This window comes from Sphingomonas edaphi, assembly GCF_003583725.1.
Taxonomy (GTDB): domain Bacteria; phylum Pseudomonadota; class Alphaproteobacteria; order Sphingomonadales; family Sphingomonadaceae; genus Sphingomicrobium; species Sphingomicrobium edaphi.
This window is the reverse complement of sequence record NZ_QXTF01000004.1, coordinates 80,496-98,749: the sequence shown is the minus strand read 5'-3', so window position 1 is coordinate 98,749 and position 18,254 is coordinate 80,496. Positions and strand designations below refer to the sequence as shown.

13 protein-coding genes are annotated in these 18,254 nt (G+C 59.6%); 6 read left to right on the top strand and 7 right to left on the bottom strand.

Going from position 1 to position 18,254, the window contains the following annotated elements; translation table 11 throughout:
* Nucleotides 1-120 precede the first annotated feature (120 nt).
* Together D3M59_RS10825 and D3M59_RS10820 are read left to right on the top strand one after the other, a co-directional pair.
* A complete protein-coding gene (locus D3M59_RS10825; RefSeq protein WP_158582014.1) occupies nt 121-2,097 on the top strand; it encodes a putative bifunctional diguanylate cyclase/phosphodiesterase in 1,977 nt (658 codons plus the stop codon).
* Between the two features lie 214 nt (nt 2,098-2,311).
* Complete coding sequence (locus D3M59_RS10820; protein ID WP_119533693.1) at nt 2,312-5,365, top strand: TonB-dependent receptor domain-containing protein; 3,054 nt, start codon at nt 2,312-2,314, stop codon at nt 5,363-5,365.
* A 32-nt stretch (nt 5,366-5,397) separates the two neighbouring features.
* Here the strand turns inward: D3M59_RS10820 and D3M59_RS10815 are convergent, their stop codons facing one another.
* Nucleotides 5,398-7,659 (bottom strand): TIR domain-containing protein, encoded by a 2,262-nt coding sequence (locus D3M59_RS10815; protein WP_158582013.1) that lies wholly within the window; start codon nt 7,657-7,659, stop codon nt 5,398-5,400.
* 349 nt (nt 7,660-8,008) lie between these two features.
* Here D3M59_RS10815 and D3M59_RS12135 point away from each other — a divergent pair, with 349 nt between their 5' ends.
* The 3 genes from D3M59_RS12135 to D3M59_RS10805 all read left to right on the top strand — a co-directional run bounded on the left by D3M59_RS12135 (nt 8,009) and on the right by D3M59_RS10805 (nt 10,059).
* Nucleotides 8,009-8,182: a hypothetical protein gene (locus D3M59_RS12135; protein ID WP_158582012.1), complete on the top strand. Its 174-nt coding sequence runs from the start codon at nt 8,009-8,011 to the stop codon at nt 8,180-8,182.
* A gap of 677 nt (nt 8,183-8,859) precedes the next feature.
* Nucleotides 8,860-9,534, top strand: a complete 675-nt coding sequence (locus D3M59_RS10810; protein WP_119533691.1) for a thermonuclease family protein — start codon at nt 8,860-8,862, stop codon at nt 9,532-9,534.
* 111 nt (nt 9,535-9,645) lie between these two features.
* Nucleotides 9,646-10,059: a hypothetical protein gene (locus D3M59_RS10805; RefSeq protein ID WP_119533690.1), complete on the top strand. Its 414-nt coding sequence runs from the start codon at nt 9,646-9,648 to the stop codon at nt 10,057-10,059.
* Here the strand turns inward: D3M59_RS10805 and D3M59_RS10800 are convergent.
* From D3M59_RS10800 to D3M59_RS10780, 5 genes are all read right to left on the bottom strand, one after another.
* Nucleotides 10,056-10,931 (bottom strand): hypothetical protein, encoded by an 876-nt coding sequence (locus D3M59_RS10800; RefSeq protein WP_119533689.1) that lies wholly within the window; start codon nt 10,929-10,931, stop codon nt 10,056-10,058. The two genes, D3M59_RS10805 and D3M59_RS10800, sit on opposite strands and share 4 nt — an antisense overlap.
* Nucleotides 10,928-13,408, bottom strand: a complete 2,481-nt coding sequence (locus D3M59_RS10795; protein ID WP_233543234.1) for a fimbria/pilus outer membrane usher protein — start codon at nt 13,406-13,408, stop codon at nt 10,928-10,930. Before D3M59_RS10795 ends, D3M59_RS10800 begins: the two co-directional genes overlap by 4 nt.
* A 44-nt stretch (nt 13,409-13,452) precedes the next feature.
* Entirely contained in the window at nt 13,453-14,202 is a 750-nt protein-coding gene (locus tag D3M59_RS10790; RefSeq protein WP_119533687.1) for a fimbria/pilus periplasmic chaperone, read from the bottom strand.
* Nucleotides 14,203-14,303: 101 nt separating this feature from the next.
* On the bottom strand, nt 14,304-14,909 hold the full coding sequence (locus D3M59_RS10785) for a hypothetical protein (protein WP_119533686.1): 606 nt from the start codon (nt 14,907-14,909) through the stop codon (nt 14,304-14,306).
* A gap of 92 nt (nt 14,910-15,001) precedes the next feature.
* Entirely contained in the window at nt 15,002-15,574 is a 573-nt protein-coding gene (locus D3M59_RS10780) for a hypothetical protein (RefSeq protein WP_119533685.1), read from the bottom strand.
* Between the two features lie 318 nt (nt 15,575-15,892).
* On the opposite strand from D3M59_RS10780, the gene D3M59_RS10775 reads away from it, so the two are divergent.
* Nucleotides 15,893-16,600: a DUF6445 family protein gene (locus D3M59_RS10775; RefSeq protein WP_119533684.1), complete on the top strand. Its 708-nt coding sequence runs from the start codon at nt 15,893-15,895 to the stop codon at nt 16,598-16,600.
* Here the strand turns inward: D3M59_RS10775 and D3M59_RS10770 are convergent.
* Nucleotides 16,597-18,147 (bottom strand): tryptophan halogenase family protein, encoded by a 1,551-nt coding sequence (locus D3M59_RS10770; RefSeq protein ID WP_119533683.1) that lies wholly within the window; start codon nt 18,145-18,147, stop codon nt 16,597-16,599. The two genes, D3M59_RS10775 and D3M59_RS10770, sit on opposite strands and share 4 nt — an antisense overlap.
* Between the last annotated feature and the right edge of the window lie 107 nt (nt 18,148-18,254).

The window sequence follows — 18,254 nt, the reverse complement described above, 5'->3', positions numbered from 1 at the left end:
TCTAGACGTCAAACGCCGGCGCATGCCTTTTGGGGCCTGAACTCCGGCATTCGCCTGCGCCGATTGAGGAAATCTTAGGCTGGCGCCGTTATCACCGGAACCATGAGTTGGCGTCTTCTGATGACCATTGACAGAGCACTGGGCATTCCGGCGGAGACGGCGCACGACAACGCCATTCTTAGGCAGCGCTTTATTGCGTTAAAGAAGCAGTTCCCGTGGGTGTACGGCATCTTTGTCGCCAATCTCATGGGGCTGCATTTTACCGTCATTCCAGAGCAGTTCGGCGGCTATGATCCGACGATATTCTTCCTGGCGTTCATAGGAGCGCGCGCCATCTATTGGCTCAGGAATGGCAACCGAAGGATTGAGGATTCCAAGATCCAGCGGGAGCTGCGAGCCAGCTTTTTCGTGACGCTGCTCGTCTGCGCGACTTTCTGCGCGTGGGTTATGACGCTGTACGGATACCGCGCCGACACGCGGCCGATGGCCGCAGTCATGTTCTCGTGCCTGACGTCGATTGGCGCCTGCTACGGCCTCAGCAGCTTTCCGGCATCAGCTCGGGCCGCCATCCTTATCCTTAACCTGCCGATGGCCGCCCTGCTGATCGTGTCTGGAGATCCCATACAGGTGGGAGCGGGCTTGTGCCTCATCCTGCTTTCCCTGCTCATTTTGCGAATGTTGACGGTCCAGGACCGCGCATTCCTGCGTCTCGTATCCTCGCGCTACGACATCGAAGAGCAGCGTACCCGGGCAATTGCCGCTGAAACCGTGGCCCTCGCCGAGCAGGAGCGGGTTGGCGTTATTGCGCACTCCGACCAGCTGACCGGTCTTGCAAACAGGCGTGGGTTCCTCCGCGCAATTGAGAGCGATCAATATAACAATGTCGGCCGAGCCGTCGCAATTTTAGACTTGGACGGCTTCAAGCCCATCAACGACACGTTCGGCCATCCCACGGGGGATCAGTTGCTACTGCAGGTGGGGGAGCGCCTCTCCACCGTTTTTGCACCGACCGATCTGGTAGCGCGGCTTGGTGGTGACGAGTTCGCCATACTGTTCGAGACGCAATCTGCCGATCAGGCGTTTGAAATGGTTCAACGTGCAGTGGCACTGGTTTCCGTACCGTACGAACTCGGCGGCCGGAAAATGATGGTTTCCGCGTGTGGGGGCTTATCGTTTCGCGATTCATCGCAGGACCTGACCGAGGTCATGCGCGAAGCGGACATCGCACTTTATACTGCCAAAGGGATGGGCCGAGGCGTCGTCGAGTCATTCTCATTAGCGATGCGGCAGGACATCCAGAGGCGGACTGCTATCGAGCAGGCGCTTCGTCAGCCGGGGACAGTCAATGACGTCGAGCTGGCATTTCAGCCGATATTTCATCTGGAAACGTTGGAGCTCCGCGCTTTTGAAGCTCTGGCGCGCTGGAAGCATTCCGAGCTTGGCTGGATTTCGCCGGCCGAGTTTATTCCGATAACGGAGCAGTTGAACGTCATTGAGCAACTGACCGAAACGCTTCTGGGCAAGGCGGCTGAGGTTGCTCTGCAATGGCCCGCTTCTATCCGGCTGTCTTTCAACCTAAGCCCGGTTGAACTTTGTACGGATGGCTACGCCGCTCGCGTGTTGCGCATCATCAGGGAGGCCGGACTGTCACCCCAGCGGTTGCAGGTAGAGGTCACCGAAACAGCGCTATTCAGCGATTTTAAAACAGCGCGTAAGAATCTCGCCCAACTCAGCCAGGCCGGCGCACGGATCGCACTCGATGATTTCGGGGCGGGTTATTCGTCGATCAATTATCTTCGGGAAATCAACTTTGACACCGTGAAGCTTGATGGCTCGCTCGTTTCCTCTGTCCACTCGGCTCATTCGGGCTTGCCCCTGCTGCGCGGCGTGCTCGCCTTGTGCAAAGCCATGGGGCAGCAATGCATCGCGGAACATATTGAAACGGAGGCGCAGTTGATGCTGCTGCGGCAGCTTGGTTGCCGCTATGGGCAGGGCTTCGGAATGGCAGAGCCGGTTTCAGCAGAGCGGTCTAAGGAGATAGCCCAGTCAAAGATCATCGCACTCGAAGACTTCGCGACCGCGCTACGGGCTAGTTGACGATCCTTCACCCGAGTTGATGCGCGGCCGAAGCCCAGAGGACTCCGCCCGCAGCTTGGTCTGGATCAGCGCATTGGCGGTAGAGGATCGCGCTGTTCGCAATTGTCGTTGCGCTAGTCGCGGTTGCGGAAGGAGCGCTCACCGTGCTCCCTTTCGACGGTTACTTGATCGGCGCGTTTAAAAAAAGTTAAATGGCGTTCAAGGGGGCTTTTCCATGGCCGCGCTTGTTAGCTGTTCACTGCTACTCGCTGGAGCTGCTGCGTCCGCCTTGCGCGCTGCCTCTACCCAAGACGAGCCGTCGCCCGCGCCGATTGAGCAACCTAGCGAACCTGAGCCAGCAACGATTGTCGTAACCGGCACACGCATTGCGACACCGAACCGTCAGAGCTTCAGTCCTGTCCAGTCCGTTCGATCCGATGATTTTGTTCTGACGGGCGTGCCCAATGTCGAGCAGACTCTGAACCAACTGCCTCAACTGGTACCGGGTTTCACGAACACCTCGAATAATCCTGGTACTGGCGCGGCCACGCTTGACCTTCGCGGGCTCGGGAGCGTCCGGACGCTGATACTGGTCAACGGCAGGCGCTGGATTGCGAATGACGCAGGCCAGATCCCGGAAATCGACGTGAACACCATCCCGTCAGCCCTGATCCATCGCGTCGACATCGTTACCGGCGGGGCTTCGGCGGTTTACGGCTCTGATGCCGTAACCGGCGTCATCAACTTCATTTTGAAGCCAACCATCAGGGGCCTCCATCTCGAAGCCCGGCAAAACATCACAGAGGTGGGCGATTCCAGTGTCAGCAGTGCCGATCTGACCTATGGTTCGAGCTTTCTCGGCGACAAGGGAAATGTCATTGCTTCCCTCGGGTGGCTCAAGCAGCGCCCGTCGCTCCAAGGCTCTCGTTCGTTCAGTGAATTCGCAGCATCGGACGGCTGTATTCTTAGGGGTTCGCGCGATGAGCTGGGGTTTGGCCAAGCAACCGGCAGCCTGTCCTGCAACTCGGCCAACGAGGAGTGGGGGCTTGTACGAGCTGGCAGTCCCACAGTTCCCGAGAGCAGATTTCAAGGCGGGCCGCAGCCTGGATTGCTGGTTCCATCAGGAATAGGCGACGGCCTCGTCCGGTTGCCGGGGTCCCGTTTCGCCGAAGGCGGCGACATCGTTCCGTTTCTTCCACCCGGGGACCTCTACAATTTTGCGCCGGACAATTACGTGCAGGTCCCGCTGAAGCGCATCAGCGCGAACCTGCTCGCATCGCTTGAGCTATCCGAGGCATTCGAGCCCTTCGTGGAATTTAGTTATATCCGGACCCGATCCCCGCAGCAGCTCGCGCCAGCGCCCGGAGTAATCGGATCTGGCGCAGATTCCGTGTTTCCGGCTTTGATCAATCTCGACAACCCATTTCTGTCATCATCGGCTCGTCAACTACTGGACATTAGCTTCGGACGTGACGCGGAGGGTAGGCGCGGGTTTCTTGGCAATCCTTCGACCGGCTTCACTTTAAATCCGGCCTATACTGGAGACGCTGACGGCCTCGTTGCACCGGGTAGGATATCGTCGCGGCTGACCGGGTTGGGACCCCGCCAATCCAATGACCAACGGGACGCCTATCGAGGGCTCATCGGACTTCGGGGGGAGCTGGGCCGGGGCTGGTCTTACGAGGGCTACTACAGTCGTAGTCACGTCTCCCACGACACTCGGCATTTCAACAGCGCCTCGGCCAGGCGATTGCAGCAGGCGATGCTGGCTCGGGACAACGGCTCGGGCCAGATCGTTTGCATTGATCCCACCAACGGCTGTGTCCCGATCAACATTTTCGGGGAACAGACGATCAGCCCCGAAGCGGCGGACTTCCTGAGGATCAATCCCGTCGAGCGGACGCGCGTCAAAGAGCAAATCGCCGAGTTAACGATGAAGGGAGACCTGTTCGAACTTCCAGCTGGCCCGCTGAAGGCCGTGCTTGGCGCGGCCTGGCGTCGAACTTCATACGTGTTTCGGCCCGACAACTCGTTCGAAGAAGGCGATACGCTAGGTTTCCTGAAATCGATTGGGGCAGCTGGCAGCACACGCGTTTTCGAATTGTTTGGCGAGGCGCTGGTGCCAATCGTTCGAGACAAGCCCTTGGCTTATGACCTTAATGCTGAGCTGGGCATTCGCTACTCGGACTATGATAGCGTTGGCGGCGTCTGGACTTGGAAGCTCATGGGCAATTGGGCGCCCGTTCGCGAGCTTCGGCTGCGGGCCGGGTTCCAACAGGCTATCAGGGCTCCTAATGTTCGTGAGCTCTACGAGGAAGAGCTGACCGATTTCGGAGTGCCGTCGGATCCTTGTGCTCCCATCAACCAGTTTGTCCTGACGCCAGAATTGATCGAGGCCTGTGCCCGCAACGGCGCGGCCGGATTACCCCTCGATTTTTACGAGACGTTGGTCACGACGGGCGGTTCGACCGATCTCAAGGCGGAAACCGCTCGTACCTTCACGCTCGGCGCGGTCGCCCAGCCCTTCAGGTCGTTTATGGCAACGATCGATTATTACGACATCAATATTCGGGACGCGATCGGCGTCTTCGGTGGAGGGCAGGGCCCGCTGGGGGCGATCACGGGGTGTATCCTGGGCGGTGCGGATCCCGCCGATCCATTGTGCCAGGCCTTCACGCGCGGACCCGATGGGTTTGTACGGGAGTTACGCATTCCGACCGCCAACCTGGCAAGGCTGCGCGCAAGGGGCATCGACTGGCAGTTGAGTTATAGATTTCCGTTGTTGTCAGGAAATGCGCAGATCAACCTGTCCGGTAGCCGGCTGCTGGAGCTAAGCGTCCAGAACAATGCGGCGCTAGACCCCGTCGAGTGCGCGGGAAGCTTTGGCTCGCCCTGCGGTACGACCATCCTCGGCACCGCCGCGCCCAAGTGGAAACTGTTCAATCGTGCCAACTGGACGGTCGGGCCAGTCAATTTGTCTCTTCGCCACCGCTATTTCTCTTCGACGGTCGATGGCCGCCTGGCGGGTAACAAATCGATCAACCGCCCGCCGCCAATTTCCATACCGACCAACGCGGTGAAGCTGGCCTCCCGCCACTACTTCGATGCCGGCGTGACGTTCGATGTCGCCAAGCGGTTTCAGCTGACCGTTGGCGTCAATAATCTTTTTGATACTCAACCCTCGTTGGTGGGGTCTCAGCAGGTCCAGGCGAATACCGATCCGTCGCTCTATGACGTGCTAGGTCGTCGATACTTTGCGTCCGTGCGCGCGAGCCTCGGTTCCGATTAATCGCGACCATTCAAGGCCGACCAGCGGTGTCGCTAAGAGATGGCTGCCTTTGGAAGATTGATAGTGCCCAGCTCAGCGCGCTCTTTCTCGAGATGCCCGAGGATTTGCTGTCTGAGCTTTTGGAACCTCGGGTCGACTTTCAGTTCGGCCAACGGCGGATCCAGCGCGATGTCAGTGTGGACCGGCATATAGGGAGGCAACCATCCATCCTTGATAGCGTCGCTCAGCAAGCTCATCGCTTCTTCGGTCCGCCCTTGAACGGCAAAGATACGCGCCAGCTGGATTTTCTCGCTAGCTCCTAGCGTGGCTTTCGGGAGCCGGGATTCTGCCAGGGTCAGCAAAGCGGCCGCCTGGTCTGGGTCGCCGGCACCTTTAAGCGCCAGCGCGACAGACGGGGCAATGTCAGGGAGCCGGCCTGGCCCCACAACCTGTTCAAACTCAGCCGGAGATTTCGCTACGTCGCGATACCTTTGAGCGAGGCGAGGGCCTTGTCCGTTCAGCAGGTAAACGCGGGCCAAGACGATGGGCAAAGGTCCGAATTCCCAAAATTGTCTCGGCTTCATGCGTGCTTCAACGATGTCGAGAGCGCGCGGGTCGTTCTCCCGGATGAGGGGAATATAAGCTCTAGAGGGCGGCGGGGGCGGGAAGATCTGATCGGCCTCGGCGAAATAGCCGAGCTGCATCAGCGGCTCCCACAACATCAGGTTCATCAGGTTGCGGTTCTCGGACTGCTGGAAGCCGGCTGACCTTGCGTACTCGGCGAGCCCGATGTTCACGGCGCTCGAGAGGTCACCTGACCTGGTCGCGAGGTGAATTTTGATCAGCGCGGCTATCGAATTGTCGCCAATGCGCTCGACGCGCTGAAGTTCAGCCTGTGCAGCGGCCCGATCGCCTTTCTCGGTCAGAAGGCCAAGCTTGTTCAATATTGCCGGCCACCACAGTGGTTCCAGCTCAACGATCCTCGAATAGAGCTGAAGCCGTTCGTCTGTTTTGCTGCGGTCAAGACTGTTGGCCAGCCAGTTCATCGCTTCAATGTCATTGGGATCTATCGCTAGGGCTTTTCTCAACGCCGCCTGAGCGGTGGGCCCGCTTTCCAACGTGAAGCCCAGTGCCGCATGGCCCGCAGCGAGGTTTGGTGCGAGCGTGATTGCCCGGCGAGCGAGCTGTTCAGGCCGACCGCTTGAAGGTGCTAATCCTGCCATTTTGCGCACGACAGCAAGCGTTGCCCATCCGGGCGCAAAATTCGGATCCTTTTCGACGACCTGTTCGAGCTGTCGTTCTGCCTCTTCAAATAGATGAAGCTGCCGCTTTCGAATTTTCGCACGCGCATCGCTGTAGAGCGCGTAAACTTCGCCCGTTGTCGCGATGTTCTCCGGCATGATGCCGCCCTTTTTCGCGAGGCGCCCCCGGATGCGTCCTTCGATGTCGCGCGCAATCTCGCCTTGAAGTGCAAACACGTCATCGAGCTTGCGATCAAATCGTTCGCTCCAGACCTGGGCATCGTCCTTGGTTCGAACGAGATTTGCACTGACCCTGATCCGATTACCGACCGAGCGGACGTTGGCGCGAACCACATAGTCAGCTGCGTTGCGCACCGCCTTCGTGTCCTTCTTTGCCAGTTCTTCAGAGGTATTGGGACCGAGCACGAGGAGTTGGGGGTTTCGCGATAATGCGTTGCGGGTGTCTTCCCAGATGCCGAGGACCAGGCTGGAATCTCGCTCATCGAGACTTTCAAACGGCAACACCGCTACGACTGGCCGTTCGCCTCCGTTGGATGTCATCCAGGCTGGAAGTAGCCAAGCAGCGGCCAACAATAGGAGAACTGCGCCGGCTCCGATCCACTGATACCGGCGTACTTGCCACCATTTTGCGGAGGGCTCAGTTGGAGAAGCCGGCAAATCCTCGCCTGCCACCAACGCTGCAACGCTGTCTCTAAGCTTGGACCAGCCCGGGTGTCGGTCACTGCCTCTCCAGCCTGCGAGATTGGCGCACTGGATTTGGTTGAAAGGCATTGGCGGGAGCTGCGCATCGAGTTGTGCCTGGACGAGCTTGCCTTCGGATCGCGCATAATCGGCTTCCGCTCGAACCCATTGCGACTTTGCAGCGGACTTCGACCAAAGAACGACAACCGCTGGTGCATCTTTGAGGTGCTTTTCAATGACCTCGGAATAGGAGCGGTGGGCTGGAAGGTCAGCGTCCCACCATACGTCAAAGTCGGCTTCTTTCAGCTTGGCTGCGACGCGGCGAGCGACCTTTTCTTCGGAGCGGGCATAGCTGATGAAAACCTGCGCCAATGTCGCCCCCAGATCGACTAGTGCTTAAGGTCATTAGCACAGATTTAACGGATTTCTCCAGCAATGCGGGTAGTCATGCTGGCCGTTTCCGACTGGCCTTCACGTTATTGGCGCAGCATTGCTTGTCGACACTAGGGGGCGGGGGCGTCGAGTCAGGCTGACGCGTCAAACTAAAACGCTCCGAACTGGATCGATCGACAACCTTTCCTGAACTCAAGGCACTTCATTGCAGGCTTCCCTCTGGTCCGCCGTTCTGGCGTCCCCCCTTGGGCCTCGGGAGCGTTCACGCCCGAGGCCCATCAAGGGCTGTTCGAGCCGAAGCCGGGGGGAGGGTGAGGGAGAGCTGACGATGGGAAGTCCGCAAAGTCACACGCATTACGAGTATTATCAGCTGCGGGCGATGCTTGAGTGGGACTTGGCCGATCGTGCATCGGAAAGCGTGGCGAGGGACGCACATCGCTTCGAGGCCGAGAAATATCAGTTGCTCGCCAAGGCAGCCAAGCGGGGAATGCAAAAGGGCTAGTTCGACTGTGGACCGCCCACGACCCGACGCCATCCAGCTGGTTGGAGTGCGGGAATTGGAGTGAATACCCTTTGAGTGCGCGGCGTGACCCCATTTTATCGTTGCGGGAACTGACCGCCGATTATTATCGGCTCCGTGCTGAAGCGGAACGTATCGTTGCGCTCAATGCGCACCTCCCATCGGAGAAAGAGCGGCAGCTGGCAATGGCCGCGGAACTTGAGGCGCTCCGGCTCGAGGCTTTGTCCCCCCCATCTCGATGACGCGCCCTGGCCGCCGAGTGATCCGTCGCCTCCGGATGAGCTTGTCCTCCGAACAGCGAAAGCGGCTTGAGCCAACCGGAAAATAATAATGTCGCGCGTTAATTCCGGGTTTTTCCCGGGTGCATTAACAATAAACCTAGGTTAAGAACCCCGACGGGAATCACAATTAAACGTCCGGGGGGACAACATGCTTCAGCGGATTTGCCGCTCTGTAACAGGCCACATGCGCTCCAAGCGCAAGGCCAAGCGGACGCCCTATGGTTGGGAGAGCGAATGCCGTATTTGCGGCGCTGAGCTTATTCGCCTTCAAAGAGGCGTCTGGCGTGAAATCTCTGCGTTGGAAGATCCTAGCATTCGTCGCAGGGCATAACCTTTTTCCTTTACCTGATCGAACACACGCCACGATAAGCGTAAGTCATGTTCGCTTATCTGATCGCAGCGCTCGCCCTTTCGTCATCTTCTCCTATTTACGGAGTTGCCGTTGCGGGCGACGGCGATTCATTGCGGATTGGTGACCAGCGGATCCGGCTTTTCGGTATCGATGCGCCGGAATTCGATCAGCAATGCACCAAGGCTGGTCAACGTTGGGCGTGCGGGCAGGAATCGGCAGATCGTCTCTCAAGACTCGTCACCGGGCGAGAAGTCAGGTGCGTGGCCATGGGAGAGGATGTCCACGGCAGAACGCTTGCGCGTTGCTCGGTCGGCCAGGTGGACGTCAACCGAACCATGGTCGCAACCGGCTATGCAGTGGCGTTCCGGCGCTACTCTGCCGACTATGTGTCGGCCGAAGAGAGCGCCAAGGCGTCCCGCAGGGGCATTTGGGCGGGGTCGTTTCAAATGCCATCCGAGGTGAGAGCCGAGCGCGGAACGGGGCGGCCGACCAAGCCAAGTGCCAAGTCTCGTAGCACCAGGCCTCAATATGCCTTTGGTGCGGTGAGCTCCTGCAACATCAAGGGAAATCATTCCCGAAGAGGTGAGTTCATCTATCATCTGCCGGGCATGAAATATTATAATCAGACCCGGGCCGAAGCGATGTTCTGTAGCGAGGCTGAGGCGCGGGCAGCGGGATATCGGCGCGCTCGATCACAGTAATTTCCCAGGGGAGGGCGCTACCATCAGGGGAACACCGCCCTTAAGCGCACCGGGTCATTAACGAGGTGGCAGCTTTTTCTTGTCATGACGGCGGCTCCAGGAGGCCGTCTCATGTATCGAATTCGGGCAATGTTGTTCGCCGCCGTATCTGTCGTTGGAGCTACTCCAGCTTCAGCGGCCTCGCAGGGCGATACCCAGTCCATGGTGTTGGCGGCGCAGGTGCTGCCCTTCTGCAAGATATCCCAGGATCAGCACGTCGCTAGCGTTGACGGTAGCTTCGCGAATCTTGGAACCGTGACGGAAGTCTGTAACGCGCGGACCGGCTATCGCGTCGAGGTTCGGCTGACAAACGTGCTTGGCGGAACTGTCCGCGCCGCTCATGAAGACGCTTCGATCGTTGACGGTAATGCCGTGCTGGTCCGGGATTCCGCCCGAAAGCTCGCACAGAACTGGAGGGTTCAGGACCTCGTTCGCCGCAACGCTAATGCTGCGGTCACCGTCCACTTTACCGTCAGCCCGATCTAACCCCCGAGCTTCGCGCTGATCTGGACGGTCACCACGTCCTCATAATCGCCCGCCGGTGCGCCGGCGATCGACGGCACCTTCGCGTTCAGTTGGTGGCGACGACGGCTGTCTGCACCTAGCGGACGAGCAAAGGTCGCTCGCGCTGAAAAAGGTGGCAGCAGCTGCGCATCGAGTACGGGGACGAACGCAACTGCTGCCTGTCCGGGAAGACCGTCCCGGACTAGGCGAAAACCATTGTCCGACAGGATTTCGAGTTCGTAATCGATGTTGGCATAGGCATCGAAGGACGCTGGCGCCATGGCCGTGTCGTTATTCTCCAGGGTGCCGAGACTGATTTCCATCGAGGATGCCGGCGCCAGGCCAACTGCTGCTCCGACGACGATCACGAGTTCGAACGAGGTAAGCGCCTCAGGCGTGTTGTTGCCCTGATTAAGGACCGTCTTGGCAATCAGGGGCGCGCGGTAAACGCCGGGCGGAACGACCTGGCCCCGGTCAATAAGAACGTAGAACTCCTGGATGCCGAGCTTAACGTTGAAGAACTTGTCACGCCCGTTGCTGGTGGTCCTGTCTGAGAGGATCGCCCGGACGATCTGTCCTCCAGGCCCCCGCGCGGACACGGTGCGGCCATCAATTGCTGTTGGATCGTCGGAGCTGACTTCGAGGAAGATATTGCGCGGATCCGGGCAGTCTTCGGTCCTCACCTCTACGTTGAAGGCCTCGTTGACCGGCGCGACCTCGAAGGGGTCGTAGTTGACCGTGATGGGGGTGGGATCGATCCGTGTCGGCAAAACACGGCAGTCTTTCGCGGCCGCGCTGGCAGCCGTGGGGATCGCCGCGGCAGTTGCGAGGAGAAGAAGATGAGCCAGTTTCATCGCGAATTCTCTCCCTTGGAGTTGGGGCGCAGTTCTTCCACGTTCAGCAACGCGCCGTCCTCGGCACGAATGGTCAGAGGATATTGATATCCGCCGGCGTCGATGAGCCAGTACCCGGGTGCCAAGCCCGACGCGCCAAGGCGTCCATCGCGGTTGGTGTAGATTTCGACCGTAGGTGAGGACGGGTCGTTCAGCCGCTTTGCGGTACCGATCGCAAGGGCAAGAGGCTGGCCATTGGGATCGACCAGTCGTCCGGTGATCGAGACGTTGAACTCAGAACCGATAGTTCGGCTGAAGCCTGCATGCTCCCACGCATAAAGGTCCAAGGTTCCTGACCCAAAGTCATAGCCGATCGGGGCATCGGGCACGCTGTAGTAGAGCGAACGCTTGGAGTAGGAGCCAAGGCTGACAAGGGCGGGACCAAGCGCGCCAGAGCGAGCTTCGGCATCGGCGGCAACGCGGTTGCCGATGTAGACCTGTGCGTCGCCCAGGCTTTCGTGAGGTTCGACGATCGCAAAGCTGCTGGTGAGATAGCGGCCGAGGGCGAGCTGGCCATCTGCAAAAGCAATGGTTCCTCGGGCGCGAAGCGAGGATGCCTGGTCGCGCGGCTGGCCCTCGGTCCCGAACGTAGTGCGATGAGCAAGTTCGAAGTCACCGCGATTGCCTCGGTAGATCGCGGTTGCGTTGGCGCCCCATCGTCCGCCTTCAGAATGCGTACCTTCCACTCCCCAGGCAACGGTGTCGAGCAGGCGCTCTGGCGTATGGAAATAGGCAACGCTGGCAGCATCGTTGCGGCTGTCATAGCGCGCGGTCGCCAAGGCCTCTCGGCCCAGGCGCCAGAAGAGCGAGGCGCCGAAGACAAGGCCACTACGGTTCTCGTAACCGACCGAGCCCGTGAGATTCATGTTGTTGCGCAGCCGATAATTGGCGTCGGCGCGTATCGCCTTGAAATCGCGCACGCCGTCGCGGCCGCGGCGATAGTCCGCGCCAACTCCGCCTGACAGTCGCTCTGAAACAGGCTGGCTGTAGCGGGCCGAGACACTGACCGAGTAAGGATTATTCGGTGCGCCTTCGATGCCGCCGAAGTCTTTGCTTCGGTAGAGCGTCAGCAAGTCGAAGCGACGGCTGCCCGTCAGCGTCTTCATGGGCGCTGAGTAGCGATACTGCAGGCGCATCGCCGTACCGGTACCGTAATCGTCAAGGCGGCTGGCGCTCGCTTCCAAGGTTACGAGGCCAAGGCGGGACCCGTAGGTGACTTCGCCGCCGACCTGGACCGCATCCCGGCTGGTCTGGGCATTACCACCGATCGTCAATTGGTCCGTAATTCCGCGCCGATAGAAGCCAGAGAAAACCGGCTCATTCTCAAAATAGTAGCGGCCGCGCTCGTCGACGTCGCTGCGCACGCCGATCTTCGCGTCATATTCGTCGACACCCGGCGCGAGCAGGAGAACGTCTTCGAAGAAATCGAACGAGACAAGCCGGCGGCCGCCAGCATCGTCCTCGATCAGTAGTTCGACCTGGTTTGCGCCACCGGTCAGCGGCAGGTCCTGAATGTCGTAGCTGCCCGGCATCAGGCGCAGGGTCCGGGACGGTGCGCCATTGATGATGATGGTGACCGTGGCTGGCTCGCGAAGTGTCAGCTTTCGACCGGCTGAAGCGGTGAACACGCGGTCGGACTGGAATGTCGAGAGCAGCTTGGAAATGCCAATGCCGCCTATGTCGCTCTGCTCCTGGAGCGCCGTCGTAATCGGGATGAGGTCGCCAAGACCAATGCGGAGTGCGCTGCTCGGGATGTCGTGGAAGGCACGAGATCCAAAACGCGTGAACTCGCGCCGTTCGTTGCCGTTGTAGGTGAACTCGTTCTCAAAGGCGAAGGTCCGGAGAAGTCGACCGTTGAACTGGAAATTGACCCGGGGTTCACGAAGTCCGGTGTCGAAACCGCTGTGAACCCAGTCCCAGCTGCCTTGATAGGATAGAAAGGCCGCAACGGAGGCGGATGCGTCCGGCTCAGCGCCACTGGAAACCGTATCAAAGCCAAGTCCAATTCGCCGTTCGGGGAACGCGGAAGCGTCGAACGTCGCCAGCAGTTCAAGCTCAGCAGTGTCGAAACGGAGCGTAAGCCCTTGGGCAGCTAGCGCCTTGATGTCGATGAAGCCGCTCGGAGTTGCCGTACCTTCGAGGTGCGCGACGAATTGCGGCGTAACGCCGCGCCGAACCGCATTGACGAGGTCCGCCTTGGAGACCTCGACGGTATCGTCGGGCAAGATCCGGATGCGGACCTGGCCTAGGGGAACCCGCTCTCGCAGCGGCACGATGAGTTCGATCGGGCTACCGGTTGAGTTGAGGACCGCAGGAACGTTGGTTGGCTGGGCTGTAGTTTGCGCAGCGGTAGGGGCGGGATCTCGTGAGGTTTGGTTTGCCCATGAAGAGCAGGGAAGAATGAAAGCTGAAATGCCGACGGATGCGAGCAGGCTCATTAAGCCGCGGCGGGGTGTCAGCGTGTTCATGTGGGTCCCGGGCTTCAGGCGCCGGGTTTGACAGTTGCGTCGATCGAACCCGACGCAGGTAAGTCCGCCAGCGCCACGAACATGATACGGCGTGACTGGGCCGGAATGAGACCGAGACCGAAGGCCTTGCCCATCTCGTTGCGATCCAGGTTCTTGGACCATGCTCCGGCCTGCAGGGACATGTTTGCCATGCCGATGAACCCATGGGCGGCGCCATCATTGGTGAAGGTGAGTTCAAGGCCAGCTTCGCCCTTGTCGTTAGTAGCGCGCTTGGCATCGACAACGCGGATGTCGGCGGTCGCCTTTGACGGCCGGACCGCAACCACCGAATTGATGGAATAGAGGACCTGGAGCTGTGCCTGCTTTTCCGTCTTGTCGTTCTCGAGCGGCAACTCGGAGGTCGAGAACATGAAGAGCTTGCTCTTAGCAAGCCTCGGATCGCCGATGTAGCGCACGCGGAAGACCTGCCGGCCACCGGGCTGCACCTTTGCGATCGTCGGGAAGATAAGGAAGTCCTTGCCATCGCTGGCAGTCAGGACGGGCGCGCCCTTCTCGGGGAGCGAGAGGTCCGAGACTTTGACTTCCACGGTCATAGCGACATTGCGGTCGTTAACGACTTCGAGGGAGGAACTGGAGCCGCCGCCGGTTGCGTCGAGCTCGATAACGACAGGTCGGACAAGGAGAGCGATGGCGGGCGCTGCGACCATCAAGAACGCGCCCAGCAGCGATGACAGCACCGCAGCCGAAAACCAATTACGCCACATTACGCTGACATCCCCGCCGATAAATTTTCCGCCCTATGTGGAGCGCAAGTTCTACAAGAATAGCAAAGGGGAGAGGTTACTCTCCCCTTTGCCTTAAAAAGTTAGAGGACCGGCGACAGGCGAGCCTGCAGGCGGTCGCTGTAGGTGCCTTCGAGCAGCAGCTGGTCAGCAGCCGCGACCGAAACGCGAACGTGAGCGGCGCCGGCGCGAGCTTCGTTGACCGAAGTGATCGTGCTGAAGCCAACGCTCAGCTGATCGCTGCGCTTGTTGGCGGTGTTGCCGTCGAACGCGAAATTGACGTCGTAAGGGACGTTCTCGATGAACGCAGGGTCGCTCGTGGATGCGTCCGACTTCAGGCCGCCGTTGTCCGACGCAAGCTGCATGTTGAAGGGCGAATTGCAGACCGCGTAGCCGATGTTGTACTGCGCGCGAGCCGCCTGGACGGTGTTGTCCGAGTTGTCCTGGATGTCGAGGAGGAAGCGACCGTCCGCTTCATTGGCTCCACCAAGATAGTTGGTGTCCGCAGTGCCGTTGCCACCGTTCTGGCCGGTGTTGGCAGTGCCGAACTTGCAGAAGCTGTCGACGGTAGCCGACACCTGGTAGATGCCCCAGGCGTCCTGGCCATAGGTCTTGCCCTTCCAATCCTGGGCCAGTGCAGGCGTTGCAATGGTCGAGGCTGCAAGGGCAGCAAAGATAAACTTCTTCATTACGCGTCTCCTCTTGGTGTGTACGGGTCGCAAGTTCAGCGACTGGCGCCCGCCGACATCCGGTGGGCTGTAGATGGAGCTGGAGGCCCCGATCATTGGGTGACCGCGCTTGCGTTGCCGCCATCGAGGCGCGGTGAAATGGTGAGAGTGACCGTATCGGCGTAAGTGCCCGCAAGAAGCAGGTCGTCCGAGGTCTGTGTATTGAGGCGGATGCGCCCGTTGCCCTCGAGCGCTTCATTGACGAGCGTCCGGCGGCAACCGCCCGCGTTCATCACGTTGCTCCGGCATTCAAGGACGCTGCTGTTGCCGGGCAGATCCAGCGTTGCGCGATATTCAACGCGGGATGCGAAGTCCGCGTCGCTCGTTGTTCTGTCGGTTTGAAGGCCACCATTGAGCGAGGACATGCTCACCTGGACGGCAGTGGTGCAGCTAATCGTGAAGGGCAGGTCGGTCTGCGTCGCGTTGACGGTATCGGTCGCGGAATTCTGAAGCCCGATGACTTCAACGGCGGAAACAGGTTGAGACAGCGAGCAGGAAGTTGGGATCGTGCCGGTCACGCGATACCGAAGGCTGCTGGCGAGATTGTCAGGAATGGTAGCCGAGTGGGCCGCGGTTGCGCTCAGGGTTAGCGCAATGGCTGCGAGAACTGCTCGCGAAACGCTCATACAGGCCACCGGAACCCCCCGCTGAGCAATGGCAGCACGCGCACGGCCCGCCACGACTCGAGTACTAACTTTCGTTTACCCTCCTAGTTTAACGAAAATATAACACAAGACAGTTTACGGTAGTTTTACGGTAGGTCGGCGCTCCTTCGGCCGTTCCCATTATGGGACAAATATCGGCTTACGATCGGCGGCGTTACTTCAACGCGGCGTCAATAGCGGTCAGGACCGCGCAAGGGGCAGGCGATGCGGTAACCTCGGTTTTCACAGCTTTCATGTTGCCTACTGCCAATCGAAGGCTTTCGGGCTAGGAGCAGTGACATGACAGTGTCGTTCGCTCTGAATAACGCAGCCCAATATCAGCATTACGCACTTGGCCCCGAGGCAGAGCCCCTGCTGCTCATAGACAATGCGCTCGCTGACCCAGCATCGATCGTTGATTATGCGGCCAGTGACGGGGTCTATGGCCCCGCCGGCGCTGCCTATCCGGGTATCCGCAGGCCGGCACCTCAACAGTATCTCGACACAGTCTACGAGGCGCTTTCGCCCCTCCTAAAAAGCACTTTTGCTATCCCTGCTGAACAACGATTTCGGCTGGATTCTTCGTTTTCGATGGTCAACCAGCCTCCCGCCAACTTGCGACATTATCAGCGGGTGCCTCACGTCGATAAGCACGGTCCTTATGACCTTGCGATGGTTCACTACCTATGCGGCCCGGAGTTTGGCGGTACGCATTTCTTCAGACATCGGAGTACCGGATACCAGCGCATATCGGCTGAGCGAGAACTGGGTTACAACGAGAGCCTCAACCAGGAACTCAACCAGCAAATCCTCCCCGCTGGTTTCCCGGACGAAGAGCACCCGCTGTTCGAGCGCGTGGCGACCGTCGAAGCGGTATTCAACCGCCTGATCATATATCGCGCTTCAACCCTGCATTCTCCCGCGATCCCGCTTAACGCTCACTACAGCTCAAATCCTCGGGAAGGGCGGCTGACCATGACGTCCTTCCTCTTTGCACTGGACGATTAGGCTGCCCAACTCTGGTCGCGTACCGGGATCGTCTTCAGACCCTCGAGCCAAATCGACTGCTCGGGCAATCCATTGATGAGCCGGTCGGCTGCTGCGTTCAGCTCGGGTAGATGGGCGCCGGGATTGGGGCACCAGCGCGCCGAGTTGGCCATGGCGAGTTCTCCAACTGCTTCCATTCCATAAAGAACAGCGGCCCAGTTGCTGTGAGCGAACAGCAGGCGGCTGTACTCATTGTCTTCTGCGGCGGGATGCCGATCGCTCCACAGTTCAGTTTTTTCTGCCACGCCGGTCGGAATTTGGGCAGGGTCGCGCACCGCTTGCCAGAACGGAGTGTCTGCGCGCTTCGTCAGGCAATAATGGGCAACGACGAAATCACGCAATTCCTGGTAGCGGCTGCGCATTAGGTGATTAAACCTGCTCCGCGCCGCTGGATTGACGCCCGAAAGCGGGAAATATCGCACCAGATACTCAAGGCCCAATTCAACCATATGCAGCCCGGTGGATTCCAAGGGCTCAATGAAACCGCCGGCTAATCCAAGGGCAACGACATTGCCGCGCCAGGTCTCGGACGGCATTCCAACCCGCATCTTAAGGTGGCGTGCGGCCACTTCCTCGCCGGCCCCGGTCGCTATCCTGAGGGCGCGTTCGGCGTCTTCCTGATCGCAAAACTTGCTTGAGTATACATAGCCCGTGCCCTCGCGGTGCTGCAGACCGATACGCCAGGACCAACCGTGGTCCATTGCGATAGCCGTAGTGTAGGGGCGCGCCTGTTCACCGTCGGCATAGGGCTTGGGCATGGCAACGGCTCGATCGCAGAGCAGATAGTCGGAGAAACTCTCGAACGGGACGCCCATTGCCTTTTCAAGCAGGACAGATGCGAAGCCAGAGCAGTCGATGAAGAAGTCGCCATCGATGCGGCGGCCGTCATCCAGAACCAGCGCCTGTACGTCGCCAGTTTCAGACTTTTCCACCTCGGCCACGCGTCCACTGACGTGCGACACTCCGCGATCGCGGGCGACATCGGCGAGAAGGTCGCCGAACTCTTCGGCATCGAGGTGGTAGGCGTAGGGCATCAGCCCGGCGTAGTCAGGATCCGTCATCCGCTTGGGAGCCCGGCCCGCCAGGGCAACGCGGCGCTGAATGCCGCTTTCGAGATCGAACGGTGCCGCGACGCCTGCAGCGCGCCTGGCGAGCCAACTCGGACCCGGGTTGAAGTTGGACGACGCGTCCAGCGCTTCAAACGGGTGGAAATAGTCGGTTCCCGGGCCGTTCCAGTCAAGGAACCGGACGCCATGTTTGAAGGTCGCGAACGTGCGCTTCATCAACGTCGCTTCGTCAATTCCCAGGAATTGCGCGAACCGCAGGAGAGTGGGGATGGTGGCTTCACCAACTCCGACTCGTCCAATCGCGGGGCTCTCCACCACGATGATTGGAAGGCGCCGGCGTCCGGGAAGATTGAAGGTGCGATCGAGGTAAGCGGCTGCCATCCAGCCCGCCGAGCCCCCGCCTAGAATGACTAGATGTTGCGGAAAAACATCAACCGACATCAAACTTCCTTTTAAATAAGCTGCGTTCCTATGGGCGAGGTCCGGGAAGGGCTGCAAGGGGGGCTTGATGGATCGCTGGAATTCTGCCTTGTAGAAATTCTGTTATG

Coding starts and splice junctions, on each gene's coding strand:
- D3M59_RS10825 (WP_158582014.1), top strand. CDS start 121: ATGACCATTGACAGAGCACTGGGCATTCCGGCGGAGACGGCGCACGAC.
- D3M59_RS10820 (WP_119533693.1), top strand. CDS start 2,312: ATGGCCGCGCTTGTTAGCTGTTCACTGCTACTCGCTGGAGCTGCTGCG.
- D3M59_RS12135 (WP_158582012.1), top strand. CDS start 8,009: ATGGGAAGTCCGCAAAGTCACACGCATTACGAGTATTATCAGCTGCGG.
- D3M59_RS10810 (WP_119533691.1), top strand. CDS start 8,860: ATGTTCGCTTATCTGATCGCAGCGCTCGCCCTTTCGTCATCTTCTCCT.
- D3M59_RS10805 (WP_119533690.1), top strand. CDS start 9,646: ATGTATCGAATTCGGGCAATGTTGTTCGCCGCCGTATCTGTCGTTGGA.
- D3M59_RS10800 (WP_119533689.1), bottom strand. CDS start 10,931: ATGAAACTGGCTCATCTTCTTCTCCTCGCAACTGCCGCGGCGATCCCC.
- D3M59_RS10795 (WP_233543234.1), bottom strand. CDS start 13,408: ATGAGCCTGCTCGCATCCGTCGGCATTTCAGCTTTCATTCTTCCCTGC.
- D3M59_RS10790 (WP_119533687.1), bottom strand. CDS start 14,202: ATGTGGCGTAATTGGTTTTCGGCTGCGGTGCTGTCATCGCTGCTGGGC.
- D3M59_RS10785 (WP_119533686.1), bottom strand. CDS start 14,909: ATGAAGAAGTTTATCTTTGCTGCCCTTGCAGCCTCGACCATTGCAACG.
- D3M59_RS10780 (WP_119533685.1), bottom strand. CDS start 15,574: ATGAGCGTTTCGCGAGCAGTTCTCGCAGCCATTGCGCTAACCCTGAGC.
- D3M59_RS10775 (WP_119533684.1), top strand. CDS start 15,893: ATGACAGTGTCGTTCGCTCTGAATAACGCAGCCCAATATCAGCATTAC.
- D3M59_RS10770 (WP_119533683.1), bottom strand. CDS start 18,147: ATGTCGGTTGATGTTTTTCCGCAACATCTAGTCATTCTAGGCGGGGGC.